The organism is Glutamicibacter sp. MOO4 (assembly GCF_056934395.1).
In genome coordinates, this window is the sequence record NZ_CM167800.1 from 2,333,122 (window position 1) to 2,345,831 (window position 12,710).

General features: G+C 53.7%; 14 protein-coding genes. 4 read left to right on the forward strand and 10 right to left on the reverse strand.

Annotation, left to right across the window (positions count from 1 at the left end):
• Positions 1-2: 2 nt before the first annotated feature.
• Positions 3-1,037, reverse strand: coding sequence for a LacI family DNA-binding transcriptional regulator (locus tag AC1Z3F_RS10920; RefSeq protein ID WP_483565700.1), 1,035 nt, complete (start codon positions 1,035-1,037; stop codon positions 3-5).
• A 252-nt stretch (positions 1,038-1,289) separates the two neighbouring features.
• On the opposite strand from AC1Z3F_RS10920, the gene AC1Z3F_RS10925 reads away from it, so the two are divergent.
• On the forward strand, positions 1,290-1,979 hold the full coding sequence (locus AC1Z3F_RS10925; protein WP_483565701.1) for a metal-dependent transcriptional regulator: 690 nt from the start codon (positions 1,290-1,292) through the stop codon (positions 1,977-1,979).
• A 200-nt stretch (positions 1,980-2,179) separates the two neighbouring features.
• Positions 2,180-3,139, forward strand: a complete 960-nt coding sequence (locus AC1Z3F_RS10930) for an HNH endonuclease family protein (RefSeq protein WP_483565702.1) — start codon at positions 2,180-2,182, stop codon at positions 3,137-3,139.
• A 91-nt stretch (positions 3,140-3,230) separates the two neighbouring features.
• Here the strand turns inward: AC1Z3F_RS10930 and AC1Z3F_RS10935 are convergent, their stop codons facing one another.
• The 6 genes from AC1Z3F_RS10935 to AC1Z3F_RS10960 form a co-directional block, all read right to left on the reverse strand.
• On the reverse strand, positions 3,231-4,106 hold the full coding sequence (locus AC1Z3F_RS10935) for a metal ABC transporter permease (RefSeq protein WP_483565703.1): 876 nt from the start codon (positions 4,104-4,106) through the stop codon (positions 3,231-3,233).
• Positions 4,103-4,858 (reverse strand): metal ABC transporter ATP-binding protein, encoded by a 756-nt coding sequence (locus AC1Z3F_RS10940; protein ID WP_483565704.1) that lies wholly within the window; start codon positions 4,856-4,858, stop codon positions 4,103-4,105. The genes AC1Z3F_RS10935 and AC1Z3F_RS10940 overlap by 4 nt, the downstream gene beginning before the upstream one ends.
• Complete coding sequence (locus tag AC1Z3F_RS10945) at positions 4,855-5,799, reverse strand: metal ABC transporter substrate-binding protein (RefSeq protein WP_278184785.1); 945 nt, start codon at positions 5,797-5,799, stop codon at positions 4,855-4,857. The genes AC1Z3F_RS10940 and AC1Z3F_RS10945 overlap by 4 nt, the downstream gene beginning before the upstream one ends.
• 134 nt (positions 5,800-5,933) lie before the next feature.
• Positions 5,934-6,890 carry a formimidoylglutamase gene (hutG, locus tag AC1Z3F_RS10950; RefSeq protein WP_483565705.1) on the reverse strand — a complete coding sequence of 319 codons (957 nt, stop codon included), beginning with the start codon at positions 6,888-6,890 and terminating at the stop codon, positions 5,934-5,936.
• A gap of 86 nt (positions 6,891-6,976) precedes the next feature.
• Entirely contained in the window at positions 6,977-7,630 is a 654-nt protein-coding gene (locus AC1Z3F_RS10955; RefSeq protein ID WP_483565706.1) for a peptidyl-tRNA hydrolase, read from the reverse strand.
• A gap of 24 nt (positions 7,631-7,654) precedes the next feature.
• Positions 7,655-8,473 (reverse strand): hypothetical protein, encoded by an 819-nt coding sequence (locus AC1Z3F_RS10960; RefSeq protein WP_483565707.1) that lies wholly within the window; start codon positions 8,471-8,473, stop codon positions 7,655-7,657.
• A 462-nt stretch (positions 8,474-8,935) separates the two neighbouring features.
• On the opposite strand from AC1Z3F_RS10960, the gene AC1Z3F_RS10965 reads away from it, so the two are divergent.
• A complete protein-coding gene (locus AC1Z3F_RS10965) occupies positions 8,936-9,724 on the forward strand; it encodes a MerR family transcriptional regulator (protein ID WP_131089126.1) in 789 nt (262 codons plus the stop codon).
• Here the strand turns inward: AC1Z3F_RS10965 and AC1Z3F_RS10970 are convergent.
• Positions 9,711-9,917, reverse strand: a complete 207-nt coding sequence (locus AC1Z3F_RS10970) for a helix-turn-helix domain-containing protein (protein ID WP_131089832.1) — start codon at positions 9,915-9,917, stop codon at positions 9,711-9,713. The two genes, AC1Z3F_RS10965 and AC1Z3F_RS10970, sit on opposite strands and share 14 nt — an antisense overlap.
• A 236-nt stretch (positions 9,918-10,153) precedes the next feature.
• Here AC1Z3F_RS10970 and AC1Z3F_RS10975 point away from each other — a divergent pair, with 236 nt between their 5' ends.
• Complete coding sequence (locus AC1Z3F_RS10975) at positions 10,154-10,642, forward strand: Lrp/AsnC family transcriptional regulator (RefSeq protein ID WP_131089127.1); 489 nt, start codon at positions 10,154-10,156, stop codon at positions 10,640-10,642.
• On the opposite strand, the gene AC1Z3F_RS10980 is transcribed toward AC1Z3F_RS10975, so the two are convergent.
• Both AC1Z3F_RS10980 and AC1Z3F_RS10985 read right to left on the reverse strand, forming a co-directional pair.
• Positions 10,639-11,043: an arsenate-mycothiol transferase ArsC gene (locus tag AC1Z3F_RS10980; protein ID WP_131089128.1), complete on the reverse strand. Its 405-nt coding sequence runs from the start codon at positions 11,041-11,043 to the stop codon at positions 10,639-10,641. The two genes, AC1Z3F_RS10975 and AC1Z3F_RS10980, sit on opposite strands and share 4 nt — an antisense overlap.
• A gap of 64 nt (positions 11,044-11,107) precedes the next feature.
• Positions 11,108-12,631, reverse strand: coding sequence for an APC family permease (locus AC1Z3F_RS10985; protein WP_131089129.1), 1,524 nt, complete (start codon positions 12,629-12,631; stop codon positions 11,108-11,110).
• Positions 12,632-12,710: the final 79 nt, after the last annotated feature.

Below are 12,710 nucleotides of genomic sequence, written 5' to 3' on the forward strand. Positions count from 1 at the left end.
ACCTACGCGCCGGTAGTTTCCGGGGCTTGGGCGAGGGACGCCCGGTTGGTGAATTGGCTAATAAATTCTTGGGGTTCTGGTTCATTGCTGCCCATCACAGCTTGCAAGGCAGTGACAGCTGCACGACCCATTGCGCGCAGGTCATGGCTGATGGTTGCAATCGGCGGATGGTGCATGAGCATCGCATCCACCTCGTCAAAAGCGATGACCGATAGTTCCGGGCCCACCCGAACTCCGGCCTCGCGCCAAACTGTGAGAGCACCGATAGCCATAGGCGCATCTGCGATGATGACCGCAGTGGGTTTCAGCGGGTGGTTCAGCAGCCAGCGAGCTCCGTCCGCGCCTGACTCGGCTTGGAAGTCACCGGCGAAGTGCAGATTTGCGTTTGATTCCAGAGCATTTGCCAGCAGCGCGTCATCAAAGGCACGGTGGCGTTCACGAGCGGTGGAAGCGTGGGCTGGTCCACCGAGGAAGGCGATATTTCGGTGGCCCAATTTTTTGAGCTCACCAATTGCCTCCCCCAATGCTTCGCTACTTGATGCTGAAACGGAAGGAACGTTCAGTTCAGGAAGTGTGCGGTCCACAAAGACCATTGGAGTACCTGAACTGATGATCCGCTGCATCATTTCGCTAGGGCGTTCGTCTTCTTCGTCCAGTCCCTGAGGAACCACGATGAGACCGTCTACTCGACGCGAAAGCATTGCAGCGAGGAACTGGTCCTGCTGGGCGGTGTCTTCATTGGCGTTACCAATGAAAGTCATCATGCCGGCCGCCAGCGCTTGCTGTTCTACGGCATGAGCCAAATCAGAGAAGTAGGGGTTGCGCACATCAGAAATCAGCAGTGCGATGGTGTCAGTTTTGGTGGAGCGAAGGGAACGTGCCTGAGCGTTGGGAACGAAGCCCAGATTCTTGGCAGCGGCTTCAACTTTTTCGCGGGAATCGGCAGAAGTTGCAGAGTGTCCGGAGAGAACGCGCGAGGCAGTGGCCGAAGATACTCCGGCTGCCAGTGCCACGTCTTTGATGGTGACGGCGTTCATCGCGTTAAGCCCCTTTGCTTACGTGTAATCGATTCCATGGAATCGATTACACAGTCTCCACCACGCGGAAAACATTGTCAACACCAACGTTCTCAAGATCCAACTAGCCCAGCGATCATCTCCAAAATTATTGATGTTGATCTGAGGCTTTATCACGCATGTCGCACAGCGCACTTAATAATTCAGATTTATTCACGCACAAAAACGACAATCAACTCACTACTTTTCACACCACGCCACCGACCGATGACTATGATTGAAAACGTGTCGGTAAACCAGCTCTCAGATAGCGCGCAAAACTATCTCAAGATCATCTTTGGACTCACTGAGTGGTCCAGCGATCCAGTGACAGCCAGCGTCATTGCGGCCAAAGCTGGCATGAAGCTTTCCACGGTCTCCGGCGCATTGAGTAAGCTGCGACAGCAGGGTCTTTTGAACCATGCTCCATACGGTGCCGTCACCCTCACCAACTTAGGCCGTGGCTACGCGATGACCATGGTTCGGCGCCATCGATTAGTTGAGACTTTCCTTGTCCAGATGCTTGGCTACCGCTGGGACCAGGTGCATGACGAGGCCGAAAATCTAGAGCACGCCGTCTCTGATTTCATGATTAAGCGCATTGACGATCTCTTGGATCATCCAACCCGTGATCCTCATGGCGATCCCATTCCCACCGCCGAAGGTCACATCAGCATCCCAGAAGCAATCAATCTCAGTGACGCTGCAGACGGCAGCCGCGTTGTAGTCGAGCGCATTGCTGATGATGATTCGCAGTTACTTCAGTATTTCTCGGATCAAGACATCCGAGTTGGAGTTCAGCTCAGCGTTTCGGTTGCAGAGGACTTCTCTGACACCATCACCGTCAAGGTCGCTGGAAAAAAATCAGCCGCTCAGCTCGGAGCCCGTGCAAGCACCGCAGTTTGGGTCTCCCACGTAGCTTGATGCGGTACCTACAAAGCATTTGTCGAAGCTTTCAAATGCTGCGCTAACACAAGTAACAATCCCCAAACGGCTTATTTGTCGGAATGTGGATTAGAGTATGAATCAACCAAACTTACTGAAAAGTTCAAGTTTCTTATCCTTGGATCGATCCACCGAGTTTTGGTCATCACTCGTATTCCTTCCTGCCGAAAGACTTCACCTTGCCTAGGAAAATCTTTGCCCTGCTCTGCGCTGCAATTCTGGTTCTCGCCGGTTGCAGTGCCCCAGCAGATTCGCCGTCGTTGGCCAGCGTTTCTGAAACAGTTCCAGCGCCGTTGTCCGCAGGTCAGACCTTGGTCATCGAACGCGCTTCGACCAGCTCCAAGAAGGTCAGCGCCGGGCCCAAGCTCAACGGTCCCAAAGCCACGACTATGCTCAAGTCGCTATCGGTCAAGGGTAAAGCTGCCGCTACTGGATACAACCGAAACAAGAAATTCGGCAACGGCTGGAAAGACTTCGACAAGGACAAGTGCGACGAACGCCAAGACACACTCTCCCGAGATATGTCTAAGGTGAAGTTCAAGGATCGCAAGAAGTGCACGGTCGCTTCCGGTACGTTGAACGACAAGTACACCGGCAAGAGGATCAATTGGAAGGTCAAGTCTGGAAGCGTCGATATTGACCACGTGGTTGCCCTGAAAAATGCGTGGATTTCCGGTGCGCAAAAGCTTTCACAATCTCAGCGTCAGGCGCTAGCTAACGATCCGCTGAACCTTATTGCTGCTGATGCGTCCGCTAATCGCCAGAAGGGCGAGAAGAATACCGCCGAGTGGTTGCCAAAGAATAAGAGCTTCCGCTGCCAATACGTGGCCACACAAATTAGCGTCAAGAAAAAGTACGCGCTTTCGGTGACAAAACCCGAAAAGAACGCCATGAACAAGGTACTGAGCTCTTGCAGGAACCAAAAGGGCGCCAAAGTCACCGCGATTAAGCCTGCTGGTTCAACACCAAAAACTACTCCAAAGAAAAAGACCACAAAGTCTCCTAGCACGGTCAAGGGCACCGTACATCCCGGTTCTTACTGCAAGAACGTGGACAAGGGCAAGCGTGGAAAATCTGCCGCAGGCAAGCTGTACACCTGCAAATACGATGCCAACGGAAAGCTTCGCTGGCGCGCATAATCAAGAAATGAACGTGGCGGAGGTCAAAGACCTCCGCCACGTTCATTTCTGCTGAAGCGACAACCGATTCGTTGATATTCGAGAACTTGATCTAGCTAGCTGCCGCCAACGACTTGCGTCGATTTTTTGTTGCTATGTAAGCGGCAATCAATCCTTGCCGAGGGCTGAACAGGTAGACCACCGTGAAGATTAAACCTTGAGCTAGCACCACCATGCCGCCGGTGGATGCGTCGAGGAAGTAGCTTACGTAGACGCCCAATATTCCGGCAGACGCAGCGAGCGCCGGTGCAATGATCAACATCTTTGAAAACTTGTCAGTCAGCAAGAACGCTGCGGCCCCGGGGATGATTAGCATCGCGACCACCAAGATGACTCCGACAGCTTGCAAGGCAACCACTGATGTCATGGCGAGCAACCCGAGAAGCACTGCACCAATCAGTCGTTGGTTCATTCCCAGTGCGTGTGCATGCGTCTGATCAAAGGCGTAGAGCGTGAAGTCCTTACGTTTAAAGATCAGTATTGAGAAGGTCACCGCACCCAAGACCAATACTTGCCACAGATCCTCTGCAGAGACACCCAAGAGGTTGCCGAAGATAATGTGGTTGAGATCGATGTGGCTTGGTGTGACAGAGATGAGAACCAGTCCGAAGGAAAACAGTGTGGTGAAGACAATGCCTATCGCGGCGTCTTCTTTCAGTTTGGTTGTGTCCCGCACTCCCCCGATGAGGGCCACGGCTAAGAATCCAAAGATCAATGCTCCCAGTGCAAACGGCGCTCCAACGATGTAGGCCAAGACGACCCCTGGAAGTACTGCGTGAGAGACCGCGTCTCCCATCAAGGACCAGCCAATAAGCACCAACCAGCAAGAAAGTACCGCGCACAGCACGGACGCAATAACCGTCACCGACAAGGCGCGGATCATAAATGTGTAGCTCAGTGGCTCGGCGAGCAGTTCAATCAGGTTCATGAGACATCTCGTTTCATCGGATCTAGCCCGAAGGCCAACGCCAAGTTCTCTGCCTGCAGCACGACCTCGGGTGCACCGTGCATCAGGACCTTGCGCATCAACAGCACCGCTTCATCAGCTAGCTGTGGCAGGGCCTGCAAATCATGGGTGGAGATCAAGATGCTTCCACCATCATCGGCAATTTCGCGCAGTAGCGTGGTGATGGTCGCTTCACTGCGTTTATCTACGCCGGCGAACGGTTCATCAAGCAGCATGATGCTGGCACCTTGGGCGATGCACCTTGCGACGAAAGCACGTTTCTTCTGGCCACCGGAAAGTTGGCCGATTTGCCGGTCTACGTACTCGGTCAGTTCCACCCGTTCCAACGCTTCGTTGACTGCCGCATGGTCCTTCTTCTTGGCCCTTCGACTCCATCCCATCTGTCCGTACCGGCCAGTCATCACTACATCGCGTACCGATATGGGAAAGTTCCAATCCACCGCTTCGCTCTGTGGAACATAGGCGAGCATTCCGCTCTTACGCGCTTGGAGCGGATCGGTACCACCGATTTTTACGCTCCCACTGTCGGGCTTGATTTGGCCCATGATCGTTTTGAAGAGTGTGGACTTCCCGGATCCGTTCATGCCCACCAACCCGCAGACGGTGCCTTGGGCCAGCGCCAGCGATGCGTTATCCAAAGCCAGCACGGGACCGTAATGAACGGTGGCCGATGAAACGTCAACGGCCAACTCAGTAGTACTTGTGACGATCATGGCGTTTGGCCTTTCAACGATCGGGCGATGAGCTGAGTATCGTGCGTAATCAGTTCTAGGTAAGTCGGAACCGGTCCATCAGCTTCTGAGAGTGAATCTACGTACAGTGTTCCGCCGTATTTTGCGTCGGTAGATTCCACCACTCGTTGCATCGCTGCATCAGATACGGTTGATTCGCAGAAGACTGCAGGAACGTGGTTCTCTCGCACATAGTCAATGGTGGAGGCGACTTTGCGTGGCGTCGCCTGAGATTCCGCGTTGACCGCCCAAAGGTACTTTTCCTTGAGCCCGGCATCTTTAGCCAGGTAGCTAAAGGCACCTTCACAAGTAACCAAGACCCGCTGCTGCGCGGGAATTGATTTGAGTTCGGTGGCAAGATCATCTTGAACTTTTTGTAGTTCAGCTTGATACCGCTTGGCGTTAGCTTGATAGTCAGCGGAATTGGTTGGATCAAGTTTGCTGAAGGCCTCTGCCATCCGGTTCACGTATTTTTGCACGTTCATTGGACTCATCCAGGCGTGAGGGTTTGGTTTGCCAGCACCTTCCCCCTGAACAATTCCAATCGGCGTAATGTCGTCACTGACGGTGACATGCGGTGCCGGGCTCTCTTGAACAAATTGAGCGAACCACGCTTCAAGGTTTAGCCCGTTATCCAAGATCAAATCAGCTTGGGAGGCACGGCGCAGGTCATCGGGGGTTGGCTCATAGCCGTGAATTTCAGCTCCGAGACGAGTCAGCGATTCCACCCGCAGGTGATCGCCTGCAACGTTTTGAGCGATGTCCTGCAGCACGGTGAACGTCGTGATCACCACTGGACGGGAGTCAGCTGATTCGGCCATACCCGGCTGCGACTCACTTGCCGGAGTACATCCCGTAGCCACCACCAACAACGACACAACAAGCAATGCCATCATGCGCGATGGCTTGCGCAGTCCAGACATTATTAGCACTTGTGTCCTCAAATCCTGAGCTTCGTGGCGCTGCTCCTGCCTCGTTGCAAGAGAACGCGAGCGACAAACTTCGCTTACTCACAGGATAATGTTTGAGGGGTCAAACAATCAATCTAATGACGCCGCTACCCCACTGCAAGATCGTAGATCAGTCGCGCTGCGCTACGCGCGGTTCGAGAGTCAACATCAAATTTCGGGTTGAGCTCAACAACATCTGTGACCGCTAGTTTTCCACTTTGCACAACCTGACGGCACACGGCATCAATGACTTCAAAAGCGACGCCAAATCCGGCGGGAGCACTGACCCCGGGAGCCACGCTTGCGGGCAATACATCAAGGTCAATGGTCAGATACAGCACGTCGATACGATCCAAGAATTCGGATACAAAACGCTGCGCGCGATCTGGCTGACACTGCTCATCAAGCAAGTAGCTAACACTTAGCTTGTCAGCCCTGGCGAAGAGAGCCGAGGTATTGCTCGGACGGCTGATCCCCACAACGGCATAGTTGAATTCTCGCCCAGATTTTTCCATGACTCGGGCAATGTCAAGAAACGGTGTGCCACTGCTGCGCCGAAGTTCATCACGCAGATCAAAGTGGGCATCAAGATTAAGAATGCCAATGCGTTTCGACGTCTGCGTAGCCAGGAAATTCAGTAATCCGCTGGCTGTCCCGTAGGCGGTTTCATGCCCACCACCGAGCACTATCGGCAGAGCGTCAGCATCCAAGGCTTGCTCCACCACTGCTGCTAACCGATCCTGGCCCTGCTCCAAATCGTCACCGGTAACCACAACGTCGCCTAAGTCCACTAGTGCCCGCTGGCTATGGATGGCCAAGGGGCTCAGCGCGGCCCGCAAGCTAGCGGGGCCATCAGCTGCACCGGTGCGTCCTTGATTGCGTTGCACCCCTGCATCCGAGCAGAACCCGATCAGCGCTACGGCGCCAGAAAGATCTGGCTGAACCTGCTCACTCACACGCTGATGCCAGCGGGTGTGTTCAGGTCCATCTCCGTCGACTCGACCAGCCCATTTTGGTGCCACACGGTCCACGGAGTTTTGTTGTGCTTCTGGTAGTTCGCCCATAACTACAGCAGAACAGACTCAGCAAGAATCAACCAGAGCATTGTTTCAGGCGCTGTCTGACATTCCAGACTCAACAAGAGTTCTCGCTAGTCGGCTTGAACGAGAACAAATGCGGTAGTAGATCCGGGTTCAATCTCGGTACGGCCGGCATCCTGGATCACCGGCCCACTTGCTCGCCGTGACAATACTTCAAAGTCCTTTTTAGGCAGGTGTCGAATCCCTACCGGAGCATGCACTTTGAGCCATCCCTCAATGTCTTGACCTCTGCTTTCGGTCAACCATGCAAACAACGCGTGGGCACACTGAGCGGCTGCCTTGCCGGTAGACATTTCAAGGGAGGCATTGACGGCGATGATTACTTTAGAATCAAGGATTTCATCGCTCTTGGGTAGCTGCGTGCCTGAGACCTGAAGCTTGGCAATAAGCTTGGGAAGATCCGCGGCCGGAAGCGGTGGCAAACCGACAGCTTGAGCCTTGCCCACTTCGCTAACCATTTGCTCTGGGAACATTTCAAGGACCTTGGCGAACATCTTCGGATTCGCTCGCCGCACCGACTTAGCGAAAGCTTGTTCCGCCCACTTCTGCCAGTCCTCGTTATGCGGGTCCTGAAGGTATGCAATGACCGCTGCGCGAGAAACTGCCGAAAGCCCCTCATCTTCAGTTGAAGGATCTTCTTTGTCGATCCTCAAGATTATGGGTTGGACCAGTTCCTCGGGATCGCATTCGCGCAGTTCATCCATAAGTTCATTCTAGGTCGTATCGCCCTAGCGCCTACGTGCCTTGCGAACGATCACGATAATGACGCTGGTGAGCATGGCCGTAGCAAGGCTGACAATCAATGGCGTTTGCCATGGCACCTCAAGCACGGTTGCGCTGAAGTTCTTACCAAAAGCACGCAGCCCCTTGGCGAAACCAACCTCTGATTGGATGACGCGCGCTGCACTGTCCACTACCGCGGGCATGACCCATTGGATAGCTAAGGACAGTACCCAAAAAATCAGATTCGAGGCACGCAGGAATCCAACAAAACCAAGGATGAGGCCCAAGATCAAAGCACCTGCATAGCCCAGATAGATCGCATAACTTTGGGCGCCGGCGATGAGCGAAGCAACGATCTGCAACCAGTACCCAAGGCTGACCGCCAACATGGCGTAGAACAGTGCTGCCACGGGTAAACGCAACTTTGCGCTCAAGAAGTACCACGCTTGGCTAATGACCAAAAGCGAACCAAATACCCAGAGCTGGTGTACTGAAGCTTTGGACAGATCTCCACTAAACGCCGCCGGGTTTGTCGCTTGAATTCCTTGAGCACCAAGGGCAAGCATGCCCAGGAACATTCCTACCGCGGTCACCACCGCGAATCCGGTTCGTCCTCGACCTATTCGGCGAACACACCAGCTACCAAGCAGTGCTGTCAAAGCGAATACGATAATCAATCCAAGAGCATCGTCACTAGCTACCGGGAGTATCGCTCGGTCTTTTTCACCGATCCACAACCACGGCAAGACAGCGATGGCCGCCATCAAAATGCCACCGACTAATTGCATCCACCAGTTTTGCCAGACGCGCCTCATTGAACCCACAATGCTCCTTCATGTACCTACGGGCTCATTGTTCCAGAGCCGACCGGGCACTGCGCGAAGGGCACGAGGTATGTTCGCAGTTTAGGTGGGCTCACAAAAAGATGGCCCGCAAGCATTCCAGCAAACAGGAATGCTCACGAGCCATCGATAAAGTTCTTTCACCAAGTCCTGGCGTGGGTGGCCAGTTCTTCTTCAGCGATGTAGATGCAGGTGGTCTACAAACACGTTAGGTCGTAATTGGATTCGGCGATTACCTTTCCAACGTCGTCTGATTTCATTGAACTACACATGATTCACCGTGCGCAACGGACGGTCGACACAGTAGTCAATATGATCAACGAGAATCACTTTTGCTCAGAATTTTTCGCCATTCTGTCGAGAGACCTGAATCACAAGTTGCGAATAACAGATTCTTAGCTACCCGTTGACATTGACGTAGCGTCAACCGGTAGCGTGTGGCATATGAACGAGCCAACGAACTTTGAAGAGCCTGACGAATTCTCTATTGCGTACTTGGCTCGGACTGCAGGGATCAGCAGCCGCACCCTGCGCCATTACGACCACATCGGACTGTTTAGCCCGCACCGCGTGGCTTCAAACGGCTACCGCTTCTACGCCCAAGACCAGCTGGTTCGACTTCAACGAATTCTGGTACTCAAGGACATGGGACTTAGCTTAGAAAATATCGCCGAGATCTTAGAGCGCCAAAGCGATGAACGTGAGGCGCTCAAGAAGCACGTCGAGCAGCTGCAGCTTCAACGAGAAACGTTAGACCGGCAGATTCTCGCCCTGAAGCACTCAATTACCGCACTAGAAACTGGAGAGACTATGAAACCCGAAACGAGCTTTGACGGATTCAATGAGCAGTACAAACAAGAAGTCACCGAGCGTTGGGGGTCCGAGGCCTACAACAGCTCAAATAAATGGTGGCGCAGTAAGACTAAGCAAGAGCAGAGTGAATTCTTCGCGCTGGTTCAAGAACTAAACGACGCGTGGATCCAGGCCGGCAACGACCAAGTGAGTGCAGAAAGCGAGGTGGCCCAGTCGCTGGCCGCACGTCACGTGCAATGGTTATCTTCCGTTCCGGGAACGCCACTGGGTGCTGAAGATCCTGAGAAACATGCTCAATACATTGAATCTTTGGCCGACATGTACGTCGCCGACGAACGGTTTGCTAAGAACTATGGCGGACATGCGCCGCTGGTACGTGACGCCCTGAAGTTCTATCTGAAGAACACTACTCAGCCCTAAGAGTGGAGTCGTTCGTGATCTCTTCGCGAGCTTGCGCATAGCGTTGCTGAATATAGTTTTCCAACTCGACGCGTTCTACGCGCCACATGCCACGGCCACCAATTTGGATTGCTGGTAGCTCGCCGCTTTTTACTAGGGCGCGGACTTGAGGAAGCTTTACATTAAGCTCCTCAGCAACATCTTCCAAGCGCATAAACCTCATAGCAATAGGGTACTTGGATTACTTCCCAAAACATCGGTGAAGCACGCTTATGTGGACAAGAGATCACGGATGACGCGAAACCGCTTTTACTGGCATGGAGCGCCGGTTTTTACGCAACATTATCGGGCAGTCCGCGCAACACATTTGGGCTCAACTGGTCATATTGACTAAAATCCTAAGAAGGTACTTACGCACGTGCATCACAACCTGTCACAGGAGACCAGTATATGAATTCGGATACGTATCAGCTCGATGAAACCGACCGACGTATCCTGCTGGCGCTTGATGCTGATCCACGTGTTCCGATCATGATGTTGGCGCAGCAACTGGGCCTAGCCCGAGGCACTGTTCAGACTCGCTTGGAACGTCTGGCCCACTCCGGTGCATTGCGTCCAAACACCGCTCGCATCCTGCCTGCATCCATGGGGCGCGGTGTCAGTGCTTTTGTCAGTGCTGAACTGAATCAGGCCAGCCTGAATGAAGCCATCGCAGCCCTTCGCCAGATCCCTGAGGTTTTGGAATGTGTTGCACCTGCTGGCGACACCGATTTACTGATTCGTGTTTCGGCGACGGATCCAGATGATCTCTACCGCGTCAGTGAAGAGATTCGACTGTGCCCGGGCATTACCCGCACCTCAACCTCAATGATTCTGCGCGACGTAATTCCTTACCGCACCACTGAACTGCTAAAGAAACTCAGCAAAGACAAGCACTAGTCTTCCAGCTCGTGGAAGAGTTCCCTGACTCGCTCAGCAATTTCATCTCGGATGAGATTCATGCGCTCGGCGCCGGTGATTCCATCTTCACTGGGTTCATAGGTCACCCAGCGTTCCGCGTTCACCGTCGGGGCAAGGTTCGGGTGCGCATCTGTACCTAAGATGATGACCCGGTCCACCTGATCCACAATCTGCGGATCAATAGGCTTCGGCGTTCCGCCTGACATGTCGGCCCCGGCCTGCGACAACGCGGCCACAGCTTCTTGATTGATGCCAGAGCCCGGATTAGTGCCAGCCGAATAGCTGGTGACTTTGCCGTCAGAAATATAGTCCATGAGCGCGGCAGCCATCTGAGATTTGCCGGCATTGCGTGAGCAGATGAAAAGCACCGAGTTAGCCATGAACCAATTGAACCACCCACGAAGAGTTTCGTGGGTGGTTCAATGCCAAAGATTCTTTTTGTAGTTACTTGATTGGCTTGTAGGTCTTGATGGTTTCTCCCTTGAAGAAGGATGGCTGGGTGATCCGCATGTAGATCATGACTACGACACCAAGCAGCAGAACTCCGACGCCAAGAATGAAGACCATTCCTACTCCCCCAATGTTGGATCCTGAACCGTAGTCGGGGTCCATCGACTCGAAGGCCGTGGCGAAGAACAACACCAGCAAAACCACGCCACCAATGAGTGGTGCCAGGAATTTGAAGATGACGTTTCTTGCACTGCTGAAGAGCTCTGCACGGAAATACCAAACGCAAGCGAGTGCGGTCAGCCCGTAGTAGAAGCAGATCATCAGGCCAAGCGCGGTGATCGTATCCCAGAGGGCATTTTCAGAGACCAGACGGGTAACCACGTAGAACACTGCAGCTGCGGCAGCAGTAACAAAGGTAGCCACCGAAGGCGACATGAATCGTGGAGAGATCTTTGCGAAGCTGGTGGGCAAGGCCTTGTAGTAGCCCATGGCCAGCAAAGTACGTGCCGGGGAAACCATGGTGGACTGCAGCGAGGCTGCCGAGGAGGAGAGGATTGCCAAAGACATCAACAAGGCCAGCGGACCCATCACTGGACCGGAGAGCACAGCGAAAATTGATTCCTGATTTTCCGGGTTTCCAGCGCCTAAGCCTGTGGTTCCCACGCCCGCCCAGTACAGCACACCGAGGGATACTGCTACGTACAGCGCCATGATCAGCAGAACAGTCCACGTCGCACCTCGGCCCGGAACCTTCTTAGGATCCGTGGTTTCTTCGTTCATGGTCAGGGTGACATCCCAACCCCAGAAAACGAAGATAGACAGTGAAATGCCGGCGGCAAAGGCCGAGAAACTCTCAACGCCAGCTGGGTTGAACATTTCCAAGGTAATCGGGGTTCGGTCAAAAGGTTGGTTTGAGGTAAAGGACATCACCGCGAACAGCAACAGCACCGCTACCTGGAACGCGACCAGACCGTACTGGAAGACCTTGGTTGCGTTCATGCCTCGATAGGAGATGAAGGCGGCAACAGCGATGAAGATCAAGGTAGTGGGAATGTTGATCCACAGATTGGTGGTCAGCTCAGCGATCTCGTCGTGACCGGTCAGTTGGGCCAGCAGGATGTAGAAGAAATCAACTGCGACAGCGGCCAGATTTGAAAGGACAATCACCGTGGCAGCCACCAGCCCCCAACCGCCCATCCAACCAATCATTGGTCCGAAGGCACGGGTAGCCCAGGTGAACGAGGTCCCTGAGTCGGGCATGGCATTGTTTAGCTCTCGGTAGCCCAAGGCCACCAACAGCATGGGCAAGAACCCTGCTAGCAAGATAGCTGGAAGACTGGTGCCTACTTCAGCCACCGTTGCGCCCAGTCCTGCGGTGAGGGTGTATGCCGGGGCGATACTGGAAATTCCGATGACCACCAGGCCCATAACGCCTACGGTGCCCTTGGAGAGCCCTTTTTCGTGCAAACCGGTTTCAGCGGCTGCAGGATTAGAATCCTGCCTCAAGTCTTGCGACATGTTGGTTTACCTTTTGCTTTAGTGAGGCGATAAGTGCGTCGGTCAGAAGTACCGAGCCACCCTTCCTTCAAGATCTAAA

Excerpts from the sequence above, each read along its gene's own strand:
- AC1Z3F_RS10920 (WP_483565700.1), bottom strand. The coding sequence starts at position 1,037 with ATGAACGCCGTCACCATCAAAGACGTGGCACTGGCAGCCGGAGTATCT.
- AC1Z3F_RS10925 (WP_483565701.1), top strand. The coding sequence starts at position 1,290 with ATGATTGAAAACGTGTCGGTAAACCAGCTCTCAGATAGCGCGCAAAAC.
- AC1Z3F_RS10935 (WP_483565703.1), bottom strand. The coding sequence starts at position 4,106 with ATGAACCTGATTGAACTGCTCGCCGAGCCACTGAGCTACACATTTATG.
- AC1Z3F_RS10940 (WP_483565704.1), bottom strand. The coding sequence starts at position 4,858 with ATGATCGTCACAAGTACTACTGAGTTGGCCGTTGACGTTTCATCGGCC.
- AC1Z3F_RS10945 (WP_278184785.1), bottom strand. The coding sequence starts at position 5,799 with ATGTCTGGACTGCGCAAGCCATCGCGCATGATGGCATTGCTTGTTGTG.
- hutG (WP_483565705.1), bottom strand. The coding sequence starts at position 6,890 with ATGGGCGAACTACCAGAAGCACAACAAAACTCCGTGGACCGTGTGGCA.
- AC1Z3F_RS10955 (WP_483565706.1), bottom strand. The coding sequence starts at position 7,630 with ATGGATGAACTGCGCGAATGCGATCCCGAGGAACTGGTCCAACCCATA.
- AC1Z3F_RS10965 (WP_131089126.1), top strand. The coding sequence starts at position 8,936 with ATGAACGAGCCAACGAACTTTGAAGAGCCTGACGAATTCTCTATTGCG.
- AC1Z3F_RS10970 (WP_131089832.1), bottom strand. The coding sequence starts at position 9,917 with ATGCGCTTGGAAGATGTTGCTGAGGAGCTTAATGTAAAGCTTCCTCAA.
- AC1Z3F_RS10975 (WP_131089127.1), top strand. The coding sequence starts at position 10,154 with ATGAATTCGGATACGTATCAGCTCGATGAAACCGACCGACGTATCCTG.
- AC1Z3F_RS10980 (WP_131089128.1), bottom strand. The coding sequence starts at position 11,043 with ATGGCTAACTCGGTGCTTTTCATCTGCTCACGCAATGCCGGCAAATCT.
- AC1Z3F_RS10985 (WP_131089129.1), bottom strand. The coding sequence starts at position 12,631 with ATGTCGCAAGACTTGAGGCAGGATTCTAATCCTGCAGCCGCTGAAACC.